This is a genomic window from Bradyrhizobium sp. SZCCHNS3016, assembly GCF_032484535.1.
GTDB lineage: Bacteria > Pseudomonadota > Alphaproteobacteria > Rhizobiales > Xanthobacteraceae > Bradyrhizobium.
Genome location: NZ_JAUETE010000001.1, coordinates 847950 through 870306, shown reverse-complemented (window position 1 = coordinate 870306; position 22357 = coordinate 847950). Strand labels below are relative to the sequence as shown.

21 protein-coding genes are annotated in these 22357 nt (G+C 65.7%); 10 read left to right on the top strand and 11 right to left on the bottom strand.

Annotated elements, in window-relative coordinates; genetic code table 11:
• Nucleotides 1-132: 132 nt before the first annotated feature.
• The gene (locus QW881_RS04170; protein ID WP_315759168.1) at nucleotides 133-1644 is read right to left on the bottom strand and encodes an NAD(P)/FAD-dependent oxidoreductase; all 1512 of its coding nucleotides are present in this window, start codon (nucleotides 1642-1644) and stop codon (nucleotides 133-135) included.
• A gap of 97 nt (nucleotides 1645-1741) precedes the next feature.
• On the opposite strand from QW881_RS04170, the gene QW881_RS04165 reads away from it, so the two are divergent.
• Both QW881_RS04165 and QW881_RS04160 read left to right on the top strand, forming a co-directional pair.
• Nucleotides 1742-2467: a hypothetical protein gene (locus QW881_RS04165; protein WP_315759140.1), complete on the top strand. Its 726-nt coding sequence runs from the start codon at nucleotides 1742-1744 to the stop codon at nucleotides 2465-2467.
• Between the two features lie 180 nt (nucleotides 2468-2647).
• A complete protein-coding gene (locus QW881_RS04160) occupies nucleotides 2648-3379 on the top strand; it encodes an alanyl-tRNA editing protein (RefSeq protein ID WP_315759141.1) in 732 nt (243 codons plus the stop codon).
• Nucleotides 3380-3526: 147 nt separating this feature from the next.
• On the opposite strand, the gene QW881_RS04155 is transcribed toward QW881_RS04160, so the two are convergent.
• Nucleotides 3527-4018: an ATP-binding protein gene (locus tag QW881_RS04155; protein ID WP_315759142.1), complete on the bottom strand. Its 492-nt coding sequence runs from the start codon at nucleotides 4016-4018 to the stop codon at nucleotides 3527-3529.
• A gap of 466 nt (nucleotides 4019-4484) precedes the next feature.
• Between QW881_RS04155 and QW881_RS04150 the strand changes: the two genes are divergently transcribed.
• The 4 genes from QW881_RS04150 (at nucleotide 4485) to QW881_RS04135 (ending at nucleotide 8720) form a co-directional block, all read left to right on the top strand.
• Nucleotides 4485-4865, top strand: a complete 381-nt coding sequence (locus QW881_RS04150; protein ID WP_315759143.1) for a DUF2946 family protein — start codon at nucleotides 4485-4487, stop codon at nucleotides 4863-4865.
• A gap of 327 nt (nucleotides 4866-5192) precedes the next feature.
• Nucleotides 5193-7547, top strand: coding sequence for a TonB-dependent receptor (locus tag QW881_RS04145; RefSeq protein WP_315759144.1), 2355 nt, complete (start codon nucleotides 5193-5195; stop codon nucleotides 7545-7547).
• A 271-nt stretch (nucleotides 7548-7818) separates the two neighbouring features.
• Nucleotides 7819-8091, top strand: a complete 273-nt coding sequence (locus QW881_RS04140) for a PepSY domain-containing protein (protein ID WP_315759145.1) — start codon at nucleotides 7819-7821, stop codon at nucleotides 8089-8091.
• A gap of 47 nt (nucleotides 8092-8138) precedes the next feature.
• Nucleotides 8139-8720, top strand: a complete 582-nt coding sequence (locus tag QW881_RS04135) for a cytochrome b/b6 domain-containing protein (RefSeq protein ID WP_315759146.1) — start codon at nucleotides 8139-8141, stop codon at nucleotides 8718-8720.
• 9 nt (nucleotides 8721-8729) lie between these two features.
• Here QW881_RS04135 and QW881_RS04130 read toward each other — a convergent pair whose 3' ends face one another.
• The gene (locus QW881_RS04130; RefSeq protein WP_315759147.1) at nucleotides 8730-8909 is read right to left on the bottom strand and encodes a hypothetical protein; all 180 of its coding nucleotides are present in this window, start codon (nucleotides 8907-8909) and stop codon (nucleotides 8730-8732) included.
• 294 nt (nucleotides 8910-9203) lie between these two features.
• Here QW881_RS04130 and QW881_RS04125 point away from each other — a divergent pair, with 294 nt between their 5' ends.
• On the top strand, nucleotides 9204-10226 hold the full coding sequence (locus QW881_RS04125; RefSeq protein ID WP_315759148.1) for a hypothetical protein: 1023 nt from the start codon (nucleotides 9204-9206) through the stop codon (nucleotides 10224-10226).
• Between the two features lie 233 nt (nucleotides 10227-10459).
• Here the strand turns inward: QW881_RS04125 and ahcY are convergent, their stop codons facing one another.
• The 3 genes from ahcY to QW881_RS04110 form a co-directional block, all read right to left on the bottom strand.
• Nucleotides 10460-11881: an adenosylhomocysteinase gene (gene ahcY, locus QW881_RS04120; protein ID WP_315759149.1), complete on the bottom strand. Its 1422-nt coding sequence runs from the start codon at nucleotides 11879-11881 to the stop codon at nucleotides 10460-10462.
• 121 nt (nucleotides 11882-12002) lie between these two features.
• Nucleotides 12003-13199 carry a methionine adenosyltransferase gene (metK, locus tag QW881_RS04115; protein ID WP_315759150.1) on the bottom strand — a complete coding sequence of 399 codons (1197 nt, stop codon included), beginning with the start codon at nucleotides 13197-13199 and terminating at the stop codon, nucleotides 12003-12005.
• Nucleotides 13200-13256: 57 nt separating this feature from the next.
• Complete coding sequence (locus QW881_RS04110) at nucleotides 13257-14606, bottom strand: hypothetical protein (RefSeq protein WP_315759151.1); 1350 nt, start codon at nucleotides 14604-14606, stop codon at nucleotides 13257-13259.
• Between the two features lie 288 nt (nucleotides 14607-14894).
• Between QW881_RS04110 and QW881_RS04105 the strand changes: the two genes are divergently transcribed.
• From QW881_RS04105 to QW881_RS04095, 3 genes are all read left to right on the top strand, one after another.
• Nucleotides 14895-15272 (top strand): DUF2147 domain-containing protein, encoded by a 378-nt coding sequence (locus tag QW881_RS04105; RefSeq protein WP_315738976.1) that lies wholly within the window; start codon nucleotides 14895-14897, stop codon nucleotides 15270-15272.
• A 57-nt stretch (nucleotides 15273-15329) separates the two neighbouring features.
• Nucleotides 15330-16022, top strand: coding sequence for an SGNH/GDSL hydrolase family protein (locus QW881_RS04100; RefSeq protein WP_316158007.1), 693 nt, complete (start codon nucleotides 15330-15332; stop codon nucleotides 16020-16022).
• A gap of 86 nt (nucleotides 16023-16108) precedes the next feature.
• A complete protein-coding gene (locus QW881_RS04095; RefSeq protein ID WP_315759153.1) occupies nucleotides 16109-17239 on the top strand; it encodes an acyltransferase in 1131 nt (376 codons plus the stop codon).
• A gap of 42 nt (nucleotides 17240-17281) precedes the next feature.
• Here the strand turns inward: QW881_RS04095 and QW881_RS04090 are convergent, their stop codons facing one another.
• The 5 genes from QW881_RS04090 to QW881_RS04070 form a co-directional block, all read right to left on the bottom strand.
• Entirely contained in the window at nucleotides 17282-18400 is a 1119-nt protein-coding gene (locus QW881_RS04090) for a cobalamin-independent methionine synthase II family protein (RefSeq protein ID WP_315759154.1), read from the bottom strand.
• Nucleotides 18401-18823: 423 nt separating this feature from the next.
• Nucleotides 18824-19540 carry an ABC transporter ATP-binding protein gene (locus QW881_RS04085; RefSeq protein WP_315759155.1) on the bottom strand — a complete coding sequence of 239 codons (717 nt, stop codon included), beginning with the start codon at nucleotides 19538-19540 and terminating at the stop codon, nucleotides 18824-18826.
• Nucleotides 19540-20286, bottom strand: coding sequence for an ABC transporter ATP-binding protein (locus tag QW881_RS04080; protein ID WP_315738986.1), 747 nt, complete (start codon nucleotides 20284-20286; stop codon nucleotides 19540-19542). Before QW881_RS04080 ends, QW881_RS04085 begins: the two co-directional genes overlap by 1 nt.
• Nucleotides 20283-21320 (bottom strand): branched-chain amino acid ABC transporter permease, encoded by a 1038-nt coding sequence (locus QW881_RS04075; RefSeq protein WP_315738987.1) that lies wholly within the window; start codon nucleotides 21318-21320, stop codon nucleotides 20283-20285. Before QW881_RS04075 ends, QW881_RS04080 begins: the two co-directional genes overlap by 4 nt.
• A 7-nt stretch (nucleotides 21321-21327) precedes the next feature.
• Entirely contained in the window at nucleotides 21328-22197 is an 870-nt protein-coding gene (locus tag QW881_RS04070; RefSeq protein WP_315738988.1) for a branched-chain amino acid ABC transporter permease, read from the bottom strand.
• Between the last annotated feature and the right edge of the window lie 160 nt (nucleotides 22198-22357).

Genomic DNA, 22357 nt, shown 5'->3' with positions numbered 1-22357 from the left:
GGCCGGGCTTGTCCCGGACATCCACGTCGTGCTTGCCGGGATGTCGGCATGGATGGGCGAGACAAGCCCGGCCATGACGCCGTGGAGAGATCTCGACGCAGACTCACACCACGTTGCCGATTCCCCCTGCCCTCACGAATACCGCATCACGCCGTCGTCGACCTTGCCGAAGCGCAGCGAGACGATATCCAGCGCGTAGTTCTGGTACAGCCGCCACGGCCGCTTCGAGCCCTGCTTCGGCAGATCGGCAACCGCGCGCTGCACATAGCCGGAGCTGAAGCTCAGCGACGGCAGCGGCGTGACGGTGGAATCGTCATTGTGCGGCACGCATTGGCGATAGCCGTGCCGGTCCATATAGTTCAGGAGCCGGCAGACATATTCGCAAGTGAGGTCGCATTTCAGCGTCCAGGACGCGTTGGTATAGCCGAGCGTCGCCGCCAGATTCGGCACGTCGGAATACATCATGCCCTTGTAGTTGAGCGTCTTCGCGAAATCGACGGTACGGCCATCCACGACGACCTCGATGCCGCCGAGCACCTGCAGCACCAGCCCGGTCGCGGTGACCACGATATCGGCCTCGATTTCGCGGCCGTCGGCGAGGCGCAGGCCGCGCTCGGTGAAGGTCTCGATCCCGGCCGTCACCACCGAGGCGCGCTGCTCGCGAATAGTCTTGAACAGATCGCCGTCCGGCACCAGGCACAGCCGCTGGTCCCACGGATTGTAGCGCGGCGTGAAATGGGTGGCGACGTCGTAGTCGGGTCCGAGCGCGGCGCGCACCCCGCCCAGGATCAGCTGCTTGACCCGCTGCGGCTTGCGCCGGCTGAGCTGGAAGAAGTACATCCCGAACAGCACGTTGCGCCAGCGGATCAGGTGATAGGCGAGGCTCGCGGGCAGATGCCGGCGCAGCTTGTTGGCGAGCGCGTCCTGCGCCGGGCGCGACACCACATAGGTCGGCGAGCGCTGCAGCATCGTCACATGCGCAGCGGTCTTGGCCATCGCCGGCACCAGGGTCACCGCAGTGGCGCCGGAGCCGATCACGACGACGCGCTTGCCGGCATAGTCGAGATCCTCAGGCCAAGCCTGCGGATGCACGATGCGGCCCTTGAAGTCAGCCATGCCCTTGAAGTCCGGCAGATAGCCGGACTCATAGCGATAATAGCCGGAGCACATGAACAGAAAGCCGCAGGTCATCCGCACGGCCTCGACCGTGCCCTGCTCCGTCCGGCGCTCGGCCTCGACGGTCCAGCGCGCGTCCGCGCTCGACCACGACGCGCGCCGGACCCGATGGTTGAAGCGGATGTGGCGGTCGATGCCGTTCTCGGTCGCGGTGTCCTGGACATATTTCAGGATCTGCGGCCCGTCGGCGATCGCCTTCGGATCGGTCCATGGCTTGAACGAATAGCCGAGCGTGTACATGTCGCTGTCGGAGCGGATGCCGGGATAGCGGAACAGGTCCCATGTGCCGCCGATCGCGCCCCGGCCCTCCAGGATTGCGAAGCGCTTGCCCGGGCACTTGTGCTGCAGATGATAGGCGGCGGCGATGCCGGACAGCCCGGCGCCGACGATCAGCACGTCGACATGCTCTGTTGACATGAGGTGTTCCTGGCGTTTCCTGGTGCAGCTTTCTTGCTCTGGAACCGACAGTCGCAACCCCGCCCGGCGCTGTCAAATCCCGCCGCGTTCGCAGTCGGTCAACTCTCCTGCGCTATGAGCGGACAACACCCTCGATACGGATCCGGTGATGAACGCTCCCCACCCGCGCGACGTCAGGCCCGGCGACAATGACAGCCCGGGCGGCAGTGGCGCGCTGTCGCAGCGCGTCGCCTTGGGATTCTCGCTGTTCGCAATCGGGCTCGCGGCCTGGTCGCTGTTCCCGAGCTTTCCGGCCGGCCAGCTGATTGCGGTCGTCACCGTCATCCCGCTGCTGGCGCTCGTCCTCACCTTGCGCTTTCCCGGGCGGTTCCGCATCGGCCTCGGCTCCGGCCACGGCGCCAATCTCGGCACCGGTTGCATCGTGGCGGCCGGCACGCTCGCCGCGCGTACGCTGTCGGACGTCAACCTCGTGAGCTGGCTGCCGCTGACAGCGTTCGCGATCGCGGTCGCGACGATTTTCCTCATCGTCGCCGTCCGGTTCGAAACCCAGCTCCGCCGGCGCGGCTGGCGGCTGCTGCTGGCGGCGCTGTTCGTCGGCGCCTATGCATTCGGAGCGCTCGGCCAGTTCAACACCGCGCTCGACCGCTCCGCGCCGGCACTGCTGCGCAGCCGCGTGCTCGCCAAGCATCTCGGCCATAGCCGGCTTGCGACCTATCAGCTCACGCTCGAGCCCTGGGGTCCGTTCGCAACGCCGACCGACGCTCATGTGCCGCAGGACCTCTACGAGCGGCTGCAGCCCGGCGACACCGTCTGCCTCCGCCTGCGCGACGGCGCGTTCGGCATGGCGTGGTTCACGGTTGCGGCGTGCCGGTGAGGCGCCGCTCCGCGACCGTTGGCCATGACGGATCATTTGCGCAGCGCCGCGATGCTGCGTATGTCTGGACGAGCTTCGTAGCCCGCATGAGCGTAGCGATATGCGGGCTCTCGCGCGCAATCCCGGTGACCCCGGATATCGCTTCGCTCATCCGGGCTACGATACAGCGAACCACTCTGCATGACCGACTTTCTGCCTCGCCCCTTCGCCGTCGATCATCCCGATGTGCTGGAGCTCGACATCACGGCACTGGACGCACGCCCCGGCGCGGTGCTGCTGGCGCGCTCGCCGTTCTATCCCGGCGGCGGCGGCCAATTGCCGGACCGCGGCACGATCGCGTGGAACGGGATCGTCCGCGACGTCACCGGGTTCGAGCCGACCGCTGATGGCATCTGGCACCTGATCGGTGACGACGCCATCCCCGGCGGAACGATCGAGCTGCGCGTCGATCCGGCGTTCCGGCAGCGCATGAGCGAGCAGCACACGGTGGCGCATCTCGTCAACAGTGCCGTCTACACGCTGTTCGACGGCGCGCTGCTGACCGGCGTCCGCATGACCGAGACCGACGAGTTCAGTGTCGATTTCGATCTGCCCAAGGTGGCGCCGGAGCAGCTGCGCGCGGTGGAGGACGCGGTCAACGCGGCGATCTCGGACGATCGCCCGGTCCGCGCCTTCGACATGGGCTACGACGAGGCACAGGCGACCGCGGGCCTGTTCCGCGCCAAATCCGTCGCCCCGCCGCGCCAGGCCGACGGCCTGATCCGCATCGTCGACATCGACGGCCTCGACCGCCAAGCCTGCGGCGGCACGCATCTGGTCTCGACGGCGCAGGCCCGGCCCATCCGCATCCTGAAGGTGGACAACAAGGGCCGGCAGAATCGGCGCTTCAGGATCGGAATGCAGAGCGCTTAGGAGCGACTTGCAGCGGCTCACGACGCGTAGCCCGGATGAGCGAAGCGACATCCGGGGTCTCACGCAGTGTGCCGGTGAACCCGGATGTCGCTTCGCTCATCCGGGCTACAAGCACGTTGACGATCACTCTGTTTATTGCGAGCGGCATCACGTCCGATGCGCGATCACCTCGAATCCCTCCTCGGGCGTCGGCGCCACGAAGTAGGAGGTGAACAGGTCGAACTCCTCATCGGTCACGGTGAAGGCGTGGCGGCCTTCTGCGTTGCGGGCGCGCAGCCGCGCCTTGCAGACCTCGTCGGGGACATCGAGGTGATGCAATTGGTGCGGCACGCCGGCGGCTTCGAACAGACTGCGCGTCCAGGCGCGGCTCGCCGGCGTGTTGGCGGGGAAGTCGAGCACGACCGAAACGCCGGCTCGCAACAGCGCGACGACGTGCGGCCCCATCACGCTGCGCAGCCGAGACGAATTGCGCACGTAGTCGGCCAGGGTGCTCTGCTCGCCGGGATAGAGCCGCGCCAGCCAGTCGTCCTCAGCAATCACGACGGTGGCCGGGCGCCGGCCGAGCGCGGCAGTGAGCGTCGATTTGCCGGCAGCGATCTTGCCGCACACGAGGTGCAGCGTCGGTTGGTTGGGAGACACGGATACAGACCTCGCATACGGCGCCTCTTCGGGCGCCAAGAGCATTCACAGGAAATTCTCACAGGCAGAAGCGCCCGGCCCGACGGATCAGGCCGGGTCGGTAATTCGGCTGCTCAGTGCAGCGCCTGCGATGTGAATGCGGAAGGTCATGAGGATGTATTTGACAGTTATTGGCGACGGCGTCCAGACCCGGCCTCATCCGTCGCTCGAGAACGCATCGCGATTGAGTTTGACTCGCAAGACGCGGGCACCAGCATTTCACTCACGCTGCGGCTCACGACTGAGTTGAAGTCACTTCACTGTGGCCGAATTGATCCACCCTGACGGGAGTCGACGACGCCGCAGATACTCCATTGCCAATGCGATGTCCGCTCCTGTAGGTCATTCCAAGGGACGGGAGCGTCAGCCGGTGGCTCGTCAGGGGCGTCAACTACAAGGCATCGCATCAGGACGACGTGAGGCGCGCATGCGCTCGGCGCGGCGGCGCGCAGCGCTGTCGCGGCTCGGCGGCGCTCTCGTCTGGTTCGCGGCATGGGCCCTGATCTTCCAGTCCGCGCTGGCGCTCTCCGCAATGAGCGCTGCGGTTGCGGCTCCCGACACCGTCGCCATCATCTGTCAGAGCTCCACCGACGGTCCGTCGTCGGACGATATCGGCACTGCGGCCAAGCAATGCGCGAGTTGTCCGTTCTGTGCGCTCGGACGCGGCGTCGCCGTCCCGCACGTACCCACCGTGGCGCGGCCGATGCCGGTGGTCGTGGCGATCCTGATTGAGCGGATCGACGTCGTTGCGGCGCTCCGGCCGGCGCTCGAACTGCCGGTCGCTCGCGGACCACCGGCGGCCGTCTAGGCCGATCACCCCAGACATCTCATCCCGTCACGATGCGGCCGGTCTCGTCCGCGCGCGCTGTGGGCTGCCGTCCGGCGGTCGCCGCAGCCGTGCCCGCAGCCGCCTCGTCACGACATGTTCACGGGGCCACGGCGCGCTCGCCGCCAGACGCCTCTCCCATTCCTATTCCGAGATCCCATCATGGACCAATGTTCGACACCCGTCCGGCGGCGGTTGCTCCGCTCAACCACCGTGCTGACATCGCCCGCGCTGCTGGCATTCGCCCTTTCGAGCCCCGTGCTTGCGCAGGACCCATCGCGGGCTCGCTCTGCCGCCACGCTGCCGCAGGTGACGGTCACTGTCCCGCAGCCCCGCCCGGCCGCCCGAACGGCCGTCCGCCGCAGGGGCGCACATGCGGCGACGACCAATCCGGCAAGCGCGCCACCGCCGCAGGCGACCTCATCCGACGGCGTCGCCGCGCCTCCCGGCGCCACTTCGGTTGCGCCGGGTGACATCCTGGCGAAGCGCGCCATCACGAACGACACCGCTGCGCTGTTTGCCGATGTGCCCGGCGTCAGCCTCTATTCGGCCGGCGGGGTCTCGAGCCTGCCGGCGATCCATGGCCTCGCCGACGACCGCCTGCGCATCAAGGTTGACGGCATGGACACCATCGCCTCATGTCCCAATCACATGAACCCGGCGCTGTCCTACATCGATCCGGCCCAGGTCGCCGCAGCCAAGATCTGGGCGGGCATCACTCCCGTGAGCGTCGGCGGCGACTCGATCGGCGGCACCGTCGCCGTCAGCTCGCCGGCGGCCCTGTTCGCGGCGCCGGGGCAGAGCCTGCTGACCAAAGGCAGCATCGGCACGTTCTACCGCAGCAACGGCAACGTGCGCGGCGTCAACCTGTCGGCCACCATGGCCACCGAGAACTACAGCGTCAGCTACAGCGGCGCCGCCGTCAAAGCGGACAACTATACGGCCGGCGGCAACTTCAAGAACTTCACCCTGAGGAGCTCCATCACGCCGGTGCTTCCCCTCGATCAGGTCGGCTCATCCGCCTACGAGACCAGGAACCACCTGATGGGCATCGCCTGGAGCAAGGACGGCCAGCTCATCGAGCTGAAGGCGGGAGTACAGGAGGTCCCCTATCAGCTCTACCCGAACCAGCGCATGGACATGCTGGGCAACGATGCCTACAGCCTCAACCTGCACCATCTCGGCCGGTTCGACTGGGGCGATCTGGACACCCGCCTCTATCACCAGTCCGTCGATCACTACATGAACTTCGGCGGCGATCGGCTGCTCTCGTATGGCACGCTGCGCCCGCCGAACACGACGGGTGCGAGCTATCCGGTCAACGGCATGCCGATGTATACGCGCACCAAGACCAACGGCCTGACCTCCAAGGCCGACATCACGCTGTCGCCCCGCGACGTGGTCCGCGTCGGAGTGGATCTGCAGACCTATCGTCTCGACGACTGGTGGCCGCCGGCCCCCGATTGCGGCGTCGGCAACTGCATCGGCGGCATGGCGCCGCTGACGTTCTGGAACGTCAACGGCGGCAAGCGTGACCGGGCCGGCGTGTTCAGCGAGTGGGAGGCGAAGTGGAGCCCGTCCTGGCTGTCGCTGCTGGGCGTGCGGTTCGAGCGCGTCGAGACCGACACCGGACCGGTCGTCGGCTACAACACCAGCACCACGCCGCTGACATCGGGGTTCATGTCCGGCATGTACGAGACGAGCTCGGTCGGCTCCCGCGCGGCGTTCAACGCCATGGATCGCTCGCGAAAGGACAACAATGTCGATCTGACGGCGCTGTTCCGGAACACGCCAAGCGCCCATCTCACCTTCGAGTTCGGCGCGATGCAGAAGACCCGGTCGCCGAATCTCTACGAGCGTTATTCCTGGTCGCGCAACACCATGGCGCTGGAGATGAACAATTTCGTCGGCGACGGCAACGGCTATCTCGGAAACCCCAATCTGAGACCCGAGGTCGCCCATACTGTGAGCTTCACCGGCGCCTGGCACAGCGCCGACCATGAGGCAGAGATACGGCTCACACCCTATTACACCCATGTGCGCGACTACATCGATGCGGTGCAGTGGAAGGCCGCCACCAACACCGCTGCCGTGCCTGCCGTCGCCAACCAGTTCGTGATCATGAAGTACATGAACCAGCAGGCACGGCTGTACGGCTTCGATCTGTCCGGCAAGGTGCCGCTGGGCAGAACGCCGATCGGCGATTTCGGCCTGAAAGGAGTCCTGAGCTATACCAACGGCAGGAACCTCGACACCGGAGGCGGCCTCTACAACATCATGCCGATCAACGGCAAGCTGACGCTCACGCACCGGCTCGACGGCTGGGACAGCGGCCTCGAGCTGGTGATGGTGGGCCGCAAGTCCGACGTCTCCGTCGCGCGCAACGAGCTCAAGACCCCGGCCTACGGCCTGGTCAACCTGCGCAGCAACTACAGCTGGCAGAAGCTGCGCATCAGCTTCGGCGTCGAGAACCTGTTCAACAAGCTCTACTACCTGCCGCTCGGCGGCGCCTATATCGGCGAGGGTGCATCGATGTCGTTCAACAAGGAGGCCGGCACCGTCGCTGCCACCGGCGGCGGCGTATCGGGCACCGCGACGATGTGGGGCACCGCCGTTCCCGGCCCCGGACGTTCGTTCTATCTGGGTGCGAACCTGGAATTCTGACGCCGGCATTCGCATCTCGCCCTGTCCCGCCAGCGGGACCGGGCGAGAGCGGACGCCAGACGACCACAGTGTCGCGATGAGCAGCGCGAGCGAGACGTAACGTCGCGCATCACACCGTCTTGCGATTCTCGGCTGAAAAATCGCGGAGCTGGCGAATTTGGAAAAGCTCTAAGAGCAATTCCAGCCGCCGCTCCGTTGACACATCGGGGCGGTTGCCGTCTCCACTGATCCCACGGTGCATCGTATTTGAATTTGCTCATTGGAGGGATTGATGAGACTGACCATTGCGGCCGCGCTCGCTGTCGCGTTTACCGCCATCTCGCCGGCCTTGGCCGACGGCTACAAGGACTGCACCAAGCTCGACAAGGCGTCGTGGAAGCCGGCGGCCGAGGCGGAAGCCAAGGCGAAGGATGCGGGCTACGAGGTGCGCCGCTCGAAGGTCGAGGGCACCTGCTACGAGGTCTACGGCGTCAAGGGCGGCAAGCTGTATGAGCTGTTCTACAGCCCGGAGGATCTCAGCCTGAAGCACACGATCGCCAAGTAGTTGGCGCAAGCGTCGTCCAGCGTGCTGGATGACGTGACGTGAGAGCCATGCACGGCACAGCCCCCCGCGCCAGCCTGAAACACCGGGACGCCGCCGAGACCGTACGGGTCTGGGACCTGCCGCTGCGGCTGTGGCACTGGATGCTGGCCGTGCTGGTGCTCGTCGCCTGGGTGACGCCGAACGTCCATGACGGCCTGCACCGGATCGCGGGCTACGCGATCCTCGGACTGCTTGCGTTCCGCCTGATCTGGGGCATCATCGGCACCCGCCATTCGCGCTTCCGCAGCATCGGCGCCCGGCTGCGCGCGACGCCCGCTTATCTGTGGAATCTGCGGCGCGGCAGGACCGGACGCTATCTCGGGCTGAACCCTGCAGGCACGGCGATGCAGCTCGCACTGCTGCTTCTGCTCATCGTCTCCGTGGTGACCGGCGCGATGCAGGTGACCGTGCGCTTCTTCGGCATCTGGTGGGTCGAGGACACCCACGAGGTGACGTCATATCTCCTGGTCCCGCTGGTGGTGCTGCATGTCGCCGGCGTGGTGCTGGTGAGCCGCCTGCAGCGCGAGAATCTCGCCCGCGCCATGCTGACAGGGCGGAAGCTGCTGCGGCGCAGCTCGCGCGCGAGCTGACCGGACGGCTCAGCCGCGTACGGCGTAGGGCGTCTGCGCCAGACGGTCAGCCCCCATGGCGAGATCGCGCTGCGCATCGGCCAGCGCCTTGCGTTCGCGCTTTTCCTCGGGCAACGACCAGATCGAGTCGTCGGGCGCGTAGTCCCGGATCAACCTCGTGCCACCGACGATGATCTCGATGGTGCTCATGACGTCAGCTCCACGAACCAGTTCCAATAGAGTACGCGGCGCGGCTGGCGGTGGCAACCGAGCGTCAGCCGGAGGCCCTGCGGTCTCCAGCATCTGTCATCGCCGAACGATCGTTCGCGGCGAGTCGCGCCACACACGGAACTCACGAGCGTTGCACGCAGGCCACAGTTCTCGCAAAAGCTGCGCGGGCGCGGAGATGCGTTATTGCGCCGGGCCGTCTTGCGCCGAACAATCGCAGGTATCGGATGCCTGACCGCCCCTCACCAGCAGGGGCTCGGATTTTGGGGAGGCCGGATGATGAGCTCGCAGCAGCTTTCGACGCGTGCGTTGTGTCGGTCCGTTGTCCTGATAGCTTGTGCGGCGGCATGGCCCGCGGCCGCCGCCGAGATCGAGGCGGCGACGCCGCCCGTCGTCGCGGAGCCGATCGCGACGTCGCCGCAGCCGACCGCAGCCGAGCCTGCGCTGACGACCGCGTCGATCACGCCATCGGCCGTCCTGCCAGCGGACGAACAGGCCGCGCCCAGCGCAGCGACCGAACCGCCTCGGCCCACCGTCGCCAGCGCCGACCGCATCGAGATCCTCGACGAGTGCCCCGACATCGATGCCTGCATCGATCGCTATCTGTGGGCGCTGTACGAGCGCGCGCCGAAGCTCGACAAGATCCGCGAGACCGAGCGCCGCGTCGTCACGGTCAAGCGCAAGGGCCGCATGGTGAAGGTGACGCGCGCGTTCACAAAGCTCGTCGACAATGATTTCACCTGGAAGGATCCGAAGGCGGCCGAGCGCGTCGGCCGCAGCATGATGGAGTACGTGATCGGCGGCATGGACCGCGGCTTCAAGCTGAAGCTGTTTCACACCCTGCACGCCGCCGAGGCCGCAGGTCTCGCGCCGGGCATCACCAGCGGCTTCCGCGACGATTATCGCCAGGAGATCGCGAGCGGACTGAAGGCCGCGACCAACCGCTCCTATCACGGCGGCAGCCTGCGCGGCGGCTACGGCCATGGACTCGCGGCCGACATCGTCAGCGTCAATGGCGCGACGCGCGCGCAGCGCTGGGTGGCGACCGAAGCGTTGTGGAAATGGGTCGACGCCAACGGCAAGAGCTTTGGCATCGGCCGGCCCTATCTCGATCGCGACCCGCCGCATGTCGGCCCGGTCGACGGCGAGGAATATGCCAAGCATCGCGCGCCTGCGGTGAAGGTGGCCGCGGCGGAGACGAAGAAGGGCAAGCGCCTCGCCGCGCGGCCGGAGCATCACGCCGCGAAGCGCGCGAAGGCGGTGCGCGCGTCGGCGCTGGCGTCGCGGCGGACGGGTTGATTGTCACGTACACAGCAGGTGGCAGTATCTCGTTGATTTCGTAGAGCGCACACTCTCTCCGTCATTGCGAGGAGCGAAGCGACGAAGCAATCCAGAGTCGCGCGCGACACCCTGGATTGCTTCGCTTCGCTCGCAATGACGACGTCCCATCTTCGGAGCATCGATGACGACAAAACAAAAGGCCGGGGCAATGCCCCGGCCTTCACCGTCTCCGCAGCGCGTCGCGCCGGATGTCAGTAGCGGTAATGGTCCGACTTGAACGGGCCTTCCGGCTTGACGCCGATGTAGGAGGCCTGGTCGGGGCGCAGCTTGGTGAGGTTCACGCCGATCTTGGCGAGGTGCAGCATCGCCACCTTCTCGTCCAGCGACTTCGGCAGCACGTAGACTTCCTTCTTGTACTTGCCGTCCTTGTTGTTGGCGTAGAGCTCGATCTGCGCCAGCGTCTGGTTGGTGAAGGACGCCGACATCACGAAGGACGGGTGGCCCATCGCATTGCCGAGGTTCACCAGGCGGCCTTCGGACAGCAGGATCATGCGCTTGCCGTCGGGGAAGGTGATCTCGTCGACCTGCGGCTTGATGTTGGTCCACTTCAGGTTCTTCAGCGAGGCGACCTGGATCTCGTTGTCGAAGTGGCCGATGTTGCAGACGATGGCGCGATCCTTCATCGCGCGCATGTGCTCGATGGTGATGATGTCCTTGTTGCCGGTGGCGGTGACGAAGATGTCGGCGCGCGGCGCGGCGTCCTCCATCGTCACAACCTCATAGCCCTCCATCGCCGCCTGCAGCGCGCAGATCGGATCGATCTCGGACACCATCACGCGGCAGCCGGCCTGGCGCAGCGAGGCGGCCGAGCCCTTGCCGACGTCGCCGAAGCCCGCAACCATCGCGACCTTGCCCGACATCATCACGTCGGTGCCGCGGCGGATGCCGTCGACCAGCGACTCGCGGCAGCCATAAAGGTTGTCGAACTTCGACTTGGTGACGCTGTCGTTGACGTTGATCGCGGGCCACAACAAAGTGCCGGCCTTCTGCATGTCGTAGAGACGGTGCACGCCCGTGGTGGTCTCCTCCGAGACGCCCTTGATCGACTTGGCGATCTCGGCGAAGTAGCCCTTCGGCTTCTCCTTGAGCTGCTTCTTCAAGAGCGCGAAGAACACCTCCTCCTCCTCGGAGGCAGGCTTGTCGAGGAACGCCGCGTCGCCGTTCTCGGCGCGCAGGCCGAGATGGACGTACATGGTGGCGTCGCCGCCGTCATCGAGGATCATGTTGGGATGGCCGCCGCCGTGCCAGTCGAACAGCTTGGCGGTGTAGTCCCAGTAGTCGACCAGCGTCTCGCCCTTGACGGCGAACACCGGAATGCCGGCGGCGGCGATCGCCGCGGCGGCGTGGTCCTGGGTCGAGTAGATGTTGCACGAGACCCAGCGGATGTCGGCGCCGAGCGCCTTCAGCGTCTCGATCAGCACCGCGGTCTGGATGGTCATGTGCAGCGAGCCCGCAATGCGCGCGCCCTTCAGCGGCTGCTTCGGGCCATACTCCTCACGCGTCGCCATCAGGCCGGGCATCTCGGTCTCGGCGAGCGAGATCTCCTTGCGGCCGAACTCGGCGAGCGAAATGTCCTTGACGATGTAGTCGGTGAAACCTGGCTTGGCGGTCATGTGGGGTTCCTGTTTGTCAATAAACGTCATTCCGGGGCGCGTAAGCGCGAACCCGGAATCCATCACTTCGAGATTCCGGGTTCAGCGCTATCGCGCTGCCCCGGAATGACGGCCCTAACAACTACACCGCGCGCTTGAACGCTTCGGCGAGGTCGGTCTTCTCCCAGGAGAAGCCGCCCTCGTTGTCCGGCGTGCGGCCGAAATGGCCGTAGGCCGCGGTGCGCGCGTAGATCGGGCGGTTGAGGTCGAGGTGCGAGCGGATGCCACGCGGAGTGAGGTTCATCACCTCGGCCGCCGCCTTCTCGAGCTTGTCCTCGGAAACCTTCCCGGTGCCGTGGGTGTCGATGTAGATCGACAGCGGTCGCGCCACGCCGATGGCATAAGCGAGCTGCAGGGTGCAGCGGTCGGCGAGACCGGCAGCGACGATGTTCTTGGCGAGATAGCGGGCGGCATAGGCCGCGGAGCGGTCGACCTTGGTCGGATCCTTGCCGGAGAAGGCGCCGCCGCCGTGCGGGGCCGCGCCGCCATAGGTGTCGACGATGATCTTGCGGCCGGTGAGGCCGGTGTCGCCATCGGGGCCGCCGATGTAGAACTTGCCGGTCGGGTTGATGTGCCAGATCGTGTCTTTGGTGATCCAGTCCTTCGGCAGCGCCTCGCGCACATAGGGCTCGACCCGCTCGCGCACCTGCGCCGAAGTCATGTCCTCGACCAGATGCTGATGCGAGACGACGATCTCGCGCACGCCCACCGGCTTTCCATTCTCATAGCGCACGGTGACCTGGCTCTTGGAGTCCGGGCCGAGCACCTTCTCGACTCCCGAATGACGGGCTTCCGAAATCAGGCGCAGGATCTTGTGGGCGTAGAAAATCGGCGCCGGCATCAAATCGGGCGTCTCGTTGCAGGCGTAACCGAACATGATGCCCTGGTCGCCGGCGCCCTCTTCCTTCACTTCGCCCGGCTGCAGCGCGTCGACGCCCTGCGCAATGTCGGCCGACTGCGGATGCAGCAGGATCTCGATGTCGCAGGTCTTCCAGTGGAAGCCTTCCTGCTCGTAGCCGATGTCCTTGATGGCCTCGCGGACGACGTGCTCGATGTGCTCGTTGGTAACCGAAGCCGGGCCGCGGGTCTCACCGGCGATCACGACCTTGTTGGTGGTGGCGAGCGTCTCGCACGCGGCGCGGATCTGCCAGGGGTCGATGCCGGCCTTCGGCCCTTCGCGGTAGAACAGGTCGACGATCTCATCGGAAATACGGTCGCAAACCTTGTCCGGATGGCCTTCGGACACCGACTCCGAGGTGAACAGATATGACGCGCGCATCAAGCAACCCCTTCTTCGCCGCCCACGGCGGTCGTTTGTATTGATCCCTAAGGAATGTCAGTCGCGACGCCGCGAGATGACGTAGGACTCGTCGTAGAACCACAGCCCGTTGTGCTTTCGCAGAACCTCTCTGGCGGCGTCGAGCGCACGAGACGAGTGTGCGACCTCCGTCAGGCGGTCTTCCTCGATCTGCGCGACATACACCGCCGCGTTCCAGGCTGCAAAGGCCGTCGAGGTTCCGATGGTACCGGTGACCTCGTTGGGCAGAGCCTCCATCTCATACCTGAAAATCGAGCGATTGTCCGCATAGGCGTTAAAATTTAAGTCCCGCCCACTGGACCCCAACTCGTACTTGACGGCGCGCAATAGCTCATGGCGGCTGACCGAGAAAGGATTTTCTCCGGGCCAGACCGCCTGGATGATCTCCAGGCCCGGATCCTCGCCATGGGAGTGGATTCCGATCAGCCGCCCGCCCGGCTTCAGCGCCCTCGCCAGCGGTGCGATGATGCGCTTGGCGCGGAAATTGACGGAGGAACGGGCCCGGTAGGGCTGCGAGGCGATGATCAGGTCGAAATTGGCCTCGACCCGCCCGGCCCTGGGGATGATGCCATCGAGCAGGAAGCGGTGATCCTCGCGGTAGAGCACCAGCGCGATCGGCCGCTCATAGACCGGCATGCCCGTGCGCTGGGAGACGTTGGCGCGCCAGTTCTGCTCCAGGAACGGCTTCAGCGCCGCGATCTGGGTCTCGAAATCCCCCGACGAATCGCCCTGCAGCACGACCTCGTGCCAGATCATCGAGGCCGCCACCGACGGCGAGGCCGGGGTCAGCCAGGGCGCCTCGGCATAGTTCATGTTGGTGAACACGAACACGCTGGCGGGGTGCTCGAACAGCCGGTCCGGCACCTTTTCCAAGGTCAGCCGGACGTCCTCGAGGCTCAGCTCCTTGCCGGCGACATAAAACGGGATGTGGGGAAAGCGGCCATGCATGGTCCGCAGCACCTTCGACAGCACGGTGCCGTCGCCGACGCCGGCGTCGAACAGCCGCAGCGCCGGCGGCCGCGGATGGATGCTGGCGAGCTCGAGCCCCACCCGTTCCGCCACCACCCGCTTCTCGCTGCAGGTGTGCACGAACAAGAGATATTTCTGGCGGTTCTCGAAGAAGCGGAAATTGCTCTTGGGATCGCGCTTCTCGGGCACGACATCGAGCCGCGGTGGCGGCAGGGTGCCGGTCGACGCCGCGATATAGGCCTGGATGCGGTCGAGCGTGTCGATGGTGATGCGCTTGCCCTCGCGCAGCCGCTGCACCAGCTTGCCGTCGTTGACGGCGCGCCGGCCGAACGTCGACTCCGCCATGTCGGACTGGCGGCAGAACTCCGTGATCTGGGCGAGCAGCTGGTCGTTCTTCATTCGGCCCGGCGGGGTGGGAAACATGAGTGGGCAGCGTGCCCCTGGCCCAACCTCCTAGCACCATCTGCCCACCATTGGAAAGAGCCCGAACCCGGAACCTTCCGGACGCAGAAACACCGGATACGGCGCTGTCGCGCCAGATCGGCACGCCCGGTCGCGAGATGCAGCATGTCCGAATCCTGCTATCCTTGTTGAACAATGGAGACGAAGCGTATCGCCGTCGGCCCGCCGCATCGCCGACACGATCCGCCAGCAACAAGCTCGTCTCGAAGGATTAGGGAGGCACGCATGATCGGTCGTTTTGTCCTTGGACTTGGGTTCTCGCTCGCGCTGGCCGCAGGCCCGGCGCTCGCCGACGACGTCACCGGCGTCTGGCTGCGCGAGAGCGGCGCCTCCAAGGTCAAGTTCACCCCCTGCGGCGGGGCCATCTGCGGCACACTGGTCTGGATCAAGGAGGGCACCGACACCCCGGCCAAGGTCGGCCAGCGGCTGTTCTCCGGCATGAAGCCGACCGGACCCAATGCCTGGGCCGGCAGCTACAGCAATCCCGATGACGGCAAGACCTACGATGCCAAGATGACGCTGTCGGGCGGCACCTTGACGACCGCGGGCTGCGCGCTCGGCGGCATCGTCTGCCGATCCTCGACCTGGACGCGGGCGAATTAGAGCTCCGTTTGCGAATTTGCACTACGGTCTCACCGATCGAGGGCACCAATCGTCCACATGGCAGCGAAGGCACAGGCGCGACTGGGTTTCGTGCTGTTTGCGGTGATTGCCGCGGCAGCCGCGACGTTCGTGCTGGTGCGCCGCTCTGCGACGCCGTCTGGCAGCGACCACCGGACGGTTCGCCAGCTCATCATCCACTACAACCTGCTGGCGCGCCCCGATGATCCGATCATCGTGCTTGGCGACAGCATCGTCGAGGCGGCGACACTGCCAGCCAGCGCCTGCGGACATCCGATCATCAACGCCGGTCTCGCCGGCGCCGGCACGCGCAGCGACCTCGCCGGCTGGCTCAAGCCCGCACTCGGACCGAAGCGGCCGTTCGCGATCATCGTCTCGCTCGGCGTGAACGATGCGCTGACCGCCAAGCCCGACTCCCGCGAGACCTTCGCCGGGCGGTACGAGGCCCTGCTGCGCGAGCTGTCAAAGCTCACCACGCGCATCTTCATCGCTGAGTTTCCCCTCGTCGAGGCGCGCGGGCCATTCACGCCGGCCATGGAGAAGGCCGCCATGGCGAGCATCACCGGCTATCGCGCCATGCTGCCGGACCTCGCGAGGCGCACCGGCGCGACCTTCCTGCCCCTGCCGCCGATGGAGTCGCCGTTCACACTCGAAGGCATCCATCTGAATGCCACAGGCTATCGATCCTGGGACCAGGCGATCCTGCAGGGAACCGAGCTCGCCTGCCGCTGATCCCCGCAGGCAGCGAAAACAATCCTTCACTTCGCGCCGGCTAGGATTGGGCCGCACATCCCATCGAGACGGTTAACGATCACCGCATGGCCCTGCCTCACACATCGACATCGCCTGGGACTCACAAGCTGCTCGGGCTCGAGCTGCTGCGTTTCCTCGCCACCATCTCGGTGCTGCTGTGGCACTACCCGCACTTTGCCTACATCGCCGATGCCCCTGTCGATCTCGTCCGCAGCGAGCTGCCGTTCTACAATGTCCTGTTTCCGTTCTATGAGCTCGGCGAATACGGCGTCGTGATCTTCTGGTGCATCTCTGGCTTCATCTTCTTCTGGAAGTACAGCGCGATCATCCCCGACGGCACGGTCGACGGCTGGACCTTCTTCGTCAACCGGCTGTCGCGGCTCTATCCGCTGCATCTCGCAACGCTGCTGCTGGTCGCGGGTCTGCAGGCCCTCTATGCCGCGCAGCACGGCTTCTTCTTCGTCTACCAGAGCAACGATCTCGCTCATTTCGTCGCCCAGCTTTTCATGGCGAGCGACTGGCTGCCGCCGACCGGGATCAGCTTCAACGGCCCGATCTGGTCGGTATCGATCGAGGTCCTGGTCTATGCGGCGTTCTTCCTGGCGCTGCGTTTCGTCACCACATCGCCGCTCTTGAACCTGGCGATGATCCTGGCCGGCATCGCGAGCGGCACACTGGTCGGCAAGTGTTTCGTGTTCTTCTATGCCGGCGGACTGGCCGCCATGGCGCGGCAGAGCGTCGCCGATGCCCCGTACCGCGCGCGGCTGGAAGCGTTCGCCGCGTGCGCCGTCGTTACAATTCCGCCGGCCCTCTGGCTCTCCGGCGTTGAGCTTGCCGAGCGCTCCGCAGCGCTCCTGCTCGTTTATACACCCATCCTCTTGTTCGTCTGCGCGACGCCCATCACGCTGCCACGGCGTACCGAAGTCCTGCTGCAGGCCGCCGGCAACATGACTTATTCGTGCTACCTGTTGCACTTCCCGATCCAGCTCACGATCGCGCTGGCTTTCGGCGCGCTTGGACGAGCGATCCCCTACGGCAGCCCCTCGTTCTGGGTCAGCTTCATGGGGCTGACCCTGACCACGGCGCATCTCACCTATTCCGGGTTCGAGGCCCCGGCACAGCGGCTGATCCGCCGCGCGCTGCTGCGCAAAAAAGAAGCGGAGCGGATTGCTCCGGCCCCGCTTCCGCATCACTGATCAGCACACCCGATGTCGAGGCGTGCAGTGTTCGCGGCGCGCTTACTTCCCCCAGATCTCCTCGGCGAGCTCGACGCACAGGCGCAGCTTGGCCCACTGCTCTTCCTCGGAGAGGATGTTGCCTTCCTCGGTCGAGGCGAAGCCGCATTGCGGGGACAGCGCGAGCTGGTCGAGCGGGGCGAACTTCGAGGCCTCCTCCAGGCGGCGCTTGATGTCGTCCTTCTTCTCGAGCTCGCCGACCTTCGAGGTGACAAGACCGACCACGACGACCTTGTTGCCCTTGGGCAGGAAGCGCAGCGGCTCGAAGCCGCCGGCGCGCTCGCTGTCATACTCCAGGAAGTAGCCGTCGTAGTTGGTGTTGGCGAGCATGGTCTCGGCCACCGGCTCGTAGCCGCCCGAGGAGATCCAGGTCGAGCGGAAATTGCCGCGGCAGACGTGGGTCGTGATCGTCATGTCGGCGGGCCGCTCGGCGATCGCGTAGTTGATGATGCGCGAATAGATCTGCTGCAGGCCATCGGGATTGTCGCCACGCTCCCTGGCCTTCTGCAATTCGTCCTGCGAGCACAGATAGGCCCACACGGTGTCGTCGAACTGCAGATAGCGGCAGCCGGCGTCGTAGAACGCCTTGACGGCCTTGCGATAGGTCTTGCCGAGATCCTCGTAGAAGGCGTCGAGATCGGGATAGATGTCCTTGGAGATCGACTTGCGGCCGCCACGGAAGTGCAACACGGCCGGTGATGGGATCGTCATCTTCGCCGTCACATGCGCAGTGTCGGCGTGCTTCTTCAGGAAGCGGAAATGGTCGAGCATCGGATGATCGGTCGGGAAGTCGAGCTTGCTGATCACGCGCACCGCGTCATGACGGGTCTGCACGCCCGTGAACTGGATGCCGGTGTCGGGATGGAACAGCTCGCAGCCAGTCAGCTTGGCGAGGAAGTCGAAATGCCACCAGGAGCGGCGGAACTCGCCATCGGTCGCAAGCTTCAGGCCGGTCGAGGCCTGGCGGTGCACGACCTTCTCGATCTCCATGTCCTCGATCTTTCGGAGATCGTCGGCCGAGATTTCGCCCTTCTCGAGTTTGGCGCGGGCTTCCTTGATCTTCTGGGGCCGCAAGAGGCTGCCGACTTCGTCGGCGCGGAATGGGGGCTTGGTGCGTTGCATGTGCTCACTCCTTGGAAGGCGTCGATTCGTTGGATAGACTTGTTGGGCCGGTTGCGATCTGCCTTGGCGTGCGATCCGGGCAAAGCGTCATGGACGGGTCCATCCCCTACCCCGTATCCGATCGGTATACAATTCCGTTGGAACGGGGAGCTTGGCCCGGTCCCCCGCCACACCGCTCGCCTGGGCTGCCAGAAATCATCCAGGGGTGATTTTGCGACCGTCTCCGGGTGGGGCGAGGCGGAAGGGCCGGGTTGCCCTTTGTCGGCGCTTCACGATCGTTCCCTGCGATGGCGAATCCTGCATACCAATGTGGCAAAGGCTGCACGGCACACCGCAATTGCCCCCCGCACCGCTTGCGTGAACCATATCACAACTGCAACCGAAGATGACGCTGCCCGACTGTCGTCGAGCCGGTTGATCGGGTCAATGCGCCGCCGCGCTCGCAACCCCCAGATGCCGCTCAAGCGGCGCCGGATCGGCCTTCAGCGCGCTCGACGAGGCATCATGCACGATAGTGCCGCGCTCCAGGATGACGACGCGGTCGGCCAGCGCGAGCAGCTTCTGCGCGTGCTGCTCGACAATGATGGAGCACAGCCCGCCGGCCCGGCTGATGGTGCCGATCGCGGCCAGCAGCTCCTCGACGATGATCGGCGCCAGGCCCTCGGTCGGCTCGTCCAGCAGCAGCACCTTCGGGTTCAGGGTCAGCGCGCGGCCGATCGCCAGCATCTGCTGCTCGCCGCCCGACAGCTGGTTGCCGAAATTGTTGCGGCGCTCCTTCAGCCGCGGAAACATCTGGTAGACGCGCTCGACCGTCCAGGGGCCGGGCTGCGCCACCGCGGTCATGTTTTCCTCCACCGTGAGCGAGCGGAAGATGTTGCGCTCCTGCGGCACCCAACCGATGCCGGCACGGGCGCGCTGATCGGCGCGCAGGCTCGTGATGTCGGTGCCCGCCAAGGCCAGCTTGCCGGAGAAGCGGCGGGTGACGCCAACGATGGAATTGATCAGCGTGGTCTTGCCGGTGCCGTTGCGGCCGAGCAGCGCCAGCACCTGGCCCTCGGGCAGCTTGAGCGACATGTTCGGCAGCACGACCGCCTGGCCGTAGCCGGCGCGAAGATTTTCAATCGTGAGCAGATCGGTCATCACGCAGCCTCGCCGAGATAGACCGCCTTGACCTGCGGATCGCGCGCGACCTCGTCGGGCGTGCCTTCGACCAGCAGAGCGCCGGAGACCAGGACCGAGATGCGGTCGGCGAAGGAGAAGACGAGATCCATGTCGTGCTCGATCAGCAGCACCGTCACGTCGCGCGGCAGCGCGGCGACGGCGGCGAGAATGTCCTTGCGCTCGCCCTCGGGCACGCCGGCGGCGGGCTCGTCGAGCAGCAGCACACGGGGCTTGGCGGCGATCGCGACGGCGATCTCGAGCAGGCGCTGCTTGCCATAGGGTAAGGTCGAGGTACGATCATTCATCACGTCGAGCAGGCGGAAGCTCTCCAGCGTCTCGGCGATCTCGGCATTGATGTCGTCGCGCGTGCCCATGCGCCGCCACCAATTGCCGCCGCCGCCGAGGCGCTCGGACACGGCAAGCCCGATGGTCTCCAGCGGCGTCAGGTCCGGATAGAGCTGATTGATCTGGAAGGTGCGCGACAGGCCGCGCAGCACGCGCTTGTGCACCGGCAGGTCGGTGATGTCCTGGCCTTCGAGCAGGATGCGGCCCGCGCTCGGCTCCAGCACGCCGGTGAGCTGATTGATGACGGTGGTCTTGCCGGCGCCGTTCGGGCCGATCAGCGCGTGGCGCGCGCCCGGCACGATCTGCAGCGACAGGTCGCGGGTGACGTGAAGGCCGCCGAAATGCTTGTCGAGGCCGCGGGTTTCCAATGCGTAGGTCATGGCGCCTCGTTATCGGTGAGGGCCACCGCGGCCTTGCGGCCGGCGATCTGGCGCAGGATGAGGTTGGGCAACCACAGCGCATAGGCGTGGATGCGGTGGCGGCCCACCAGCACGATGACGACGAGCACGAGGCCGATCCAGAACATCCAGTATTGCGGCGTGATCCACTGGAACAGCTCCTGCAGCATCCGGAACACGGCGGCGCCGATCAGCCCGCCATAGAGATAGCCGGAGCCGCCGATGACCAGCATCAGCACCAGGTCTGCGGAGCGCTCGAACGAGAACACGTCGAGCGAGGCCAGTGCCGTGGTCTGGGTGAACAGCGCCCCGGCAATGCCAGCATAGAACGCCGCGACCGTGTAGATCGCGATCAGGCGCTTGTTGACGGGAATGCCGACGGCGGCGGCCCGCAGCGGATTGTTCTTGATCGCGCGCAGCGACAGGCCGAACGGCGAGTGCACGATCGTCCGCGCCAGCAGAAACAGCACGAACAGCACCGCAAGCGCATAGAAGAACCCGGTCTTGCCGAACATGTCGAAGGCGAACACGCCGAAGATCGGCTGGATGTCGATGCCCTGGAGACCGTCGGTGCCGCCGGTGATGTTGGAAAAGCGCTCCGCCAGCGCCTCCATCAAGAGCGCGATGCCGAGCGTCACCATTAGTCGCGTCAGGTCGACGCCGCGGATGACCAGGAAGCTGGTGGCGAAGCCAAGCACAGTGGCGGCAAGTCCTGCCACGATCAGCGCCAGCACCGGCTCATTGATGATGCCGTGCACCGAGAGCAGGCCCGCGCAATAGGCCCCGACGCCGAAGAAGGCCGCGTGCCCGAGCGAGACGATGCCGGCATAGCCGAGGATCAGGTCGAGCGACAGCGCGAACAGCGCCAGCCGCAGGATCTCGGTCATGATCAGGTAGCGCGATGGAAACGCGAGGCCAACCGCCAGCACGACGATCCAGAAGGCGAACTCGCTCCAGTGCCAGCGGCCGTGCTGCCTGGCGTGAAATCCGACCTCGGTTTGTGCATTCGTCGTCATGCGATCCTCACCGCGTCGCCGTGCGACCGAACAGGCCGTTCGGGCGCCAGATCAGGATCACGATCATGATGGTGTAGATGACGAAAGGGCCAAGCTTCGGCACGTAATATTTGCCGGCAACGTCGCCGATGCCGAGCAGCAGCGAGGCCAGGAACGGCCCGGTGATCGAGGACGAGCCGCCCACGGTGACCACAATCAGGAAGTAGATCATGAACTTGAGCGGGAAATACGGATCGAGGCCGAGGATCTCGGCGCTGAGCGCACCGCCGAGGCCGGCCAGTCCGCAGCCGAACGCGAAGGTGAAGGCGAACACCTGCGGCACGTTGATGCCGAGGCCGCTCGCCGCGCGCGGATCATCCACCGCGGCACGCAGCCGGCTGCCGAACCGCGTCTTGGAGAGCACGAGCTGCAGCCCCACCGTGAGCAGGCCGCAGATCACGATGATCATCAGCCGGTAGCGGCCGATGCCGACGCCGAAGACGTCGAACTGGCCCTGCAGCACGTCCGGCAGCTTGATGAAGATTCGCGAGGAGCCCATGATGTAGTCGACCGCGGCCACCGTCATGAAGACGAGTCCGATCGAGAACAGCACCTGGTCGAGATGGCTGCGCGCATAGAGATGCTGATAGAGTGTCCGCTCCAGCAGCGCGCCGATCATGGCGCTCGCGACGAAGGCCAGCGGCAGCGCTGCGAAGAACGGCCATCCCATTCGGTTGACGAGCACGGCGCAGACATAGCCGCCGGCCATGGCGAAGGCGCCGTGGGCGAGGTTGACGAAGTTCATCAGGCCGAGCGTCACGGCGAGCCCGCAGGCCAGCACGAACAGCAGCATGCCGTAAGCGACGCCGTCGAACAGGTTGGTGAGGATGGCGGTCATGGAGTCTAGTTTCAGTCCCCGGTCATCCCTTCATCCGAAGGGCATGCATACAACGCTTGCTCGGTCTGCGCCTCTCCCGCTTGCGGGGGAGGTCGGATCGCATCGGAACGATGTGATCCGGGTGGGGGAAATCTCTCCACGACGCGTGTGCCGTGGGGTG

What these genes read in the sequence shown, in the direction of transcription:
- QW881_RS04165 (WP_315759140.1), top strand. Translation starts at nt 1,742, where the DNA reads ATGAACGCTCCCCACCCGCGCGACGTCAGGCCCGGCGACAATGACAGC.
- QW881_RS04160 (WP_315759141.1), top strand. Translation starts at nt 2,648, where the DNA reads ATGACCGACTTTCTGCCTCGCCCCTTCGCCGTCGATCATCCCGATGTG.
- QW881_RS04150 (WP_315759143.1), top strand. Translation starts at nt 4,485, where the DNA reads ATGCGCTCGGCGCGGCGGCGCGCAGCGCTGTCGCGGCTCGGCGGCGCT.
- QW881_RS04140 (WP_315759145.1), top strand. Translation starts at nt 7,819, where the DNA reads ATGAGACTGACCATTGCGGCCGCGCTCGCTGTCGCGTTTACCGCCATC.
- QW881_RS04135 (WP_315759146.1), top strand. Translation starts at nt 8,139, where the DNA reads ATGCACGGCACAGCCCCCCGCGCCAGCCTGAAACACCGGGACGCCGCC.
- QW881_RS04130 (WP_315759147.1), bottom strand. Translation starts at nt 8,909, where the DNA reads ATGAGCACCATCGAGATCATCGTCGGTGGCACGAGGTTGATCCGGGAC.
- QW881_RS04125 (WP_315759148.1), top strand. Translation starts at nt 9,204, where the DNA reads ATGATGAGCTCGCAGCAGCTTTCGACGCGTGCGTTGTGTCGGTCCGTT.
- ahcY (WP_315759149.1), bottom strand. Translation starts at nt 11,881, where the DNA reads ATGACCGCCAAGCCAGGTTTCACCGACTACATCGTCAAGGACATTTCG.
- metK (WP_315759150.1), bottom strand. Translation starts at nt 13,199, where the DNA reads ATGCGCGCGTCATATCTGTTCACCTCGGAGTCGGTGTCCGAAGGCCAT.
- QW881_RS04110 (WP_315759151.1), bottom strand. Translation starts at nt 14,606, where the DNA reads ATGAAGAACGACCAGCTGCTCGCCCAGATCACGGAGTTCTGCCGCCAG.
- QW881_RS04105 (WP_315738976.1), top strand. Translation starts at nt 14,895, where the DNA reads ATGATCGGTCGTTTTGTCCTTGGACTTGGGTTCTCGCTCGCGCTGGCC.
- QW881_RS04100 (WP_316158007.1), top strand. Translation starts at nt 15,330, where the DNA reads ATGGCAGCGAAGGCACAGGCGCGACTGGGTTTCGTGCTGTTTGCGGTG.
- QW881_RS04095 (WP_315759153.1), top strand. Translation starts at nt 16,109, where the DNA reads ATGGCCCTGCCTCACACATCGACATCGCCTGGGACTCACAAGCTGCTC.
- QW881_RS04090 (WP_315759154.1), bottom strand. Translation starts at nt 18,400, where the DNA reads ATGCAACGCACCAAGCCCCCATTCCGCGCCGACGAAGTCGGCAGCCTC.
- QW881_RS04085 (WP_315759155.1), bottom strand. Translation starts at nt 19,540, where the DNA reads ATGACCGATCTGCTCACGATTGAAAATCTTCGCGCCGGCTACGGCCAG.
- QW881_RS04080 (WP_315738986.1), bottom strand. Translation starts at nt 20,286, where the DNA reads ATGACCTACGCATTGGAAACCCGCGGCCTCGACAAGCATTTCGGCGGC.
- QW881_RS04075 (WP_315738987.1), bottom strand. Translation starts at nt 21,320, where the DNA reads ATGACGACGAATGCACAAACCGAGGTCGGATTTCACGCCAGGCAGCAC.
- QW881_RS04070 (WP_315738988.1), bottom strand. Translation starts at nt 22,197, where the DNA reads ATGACCGCCATCCTCACCAACCTGTTCGACGGCGTCGCTTACGGCATG.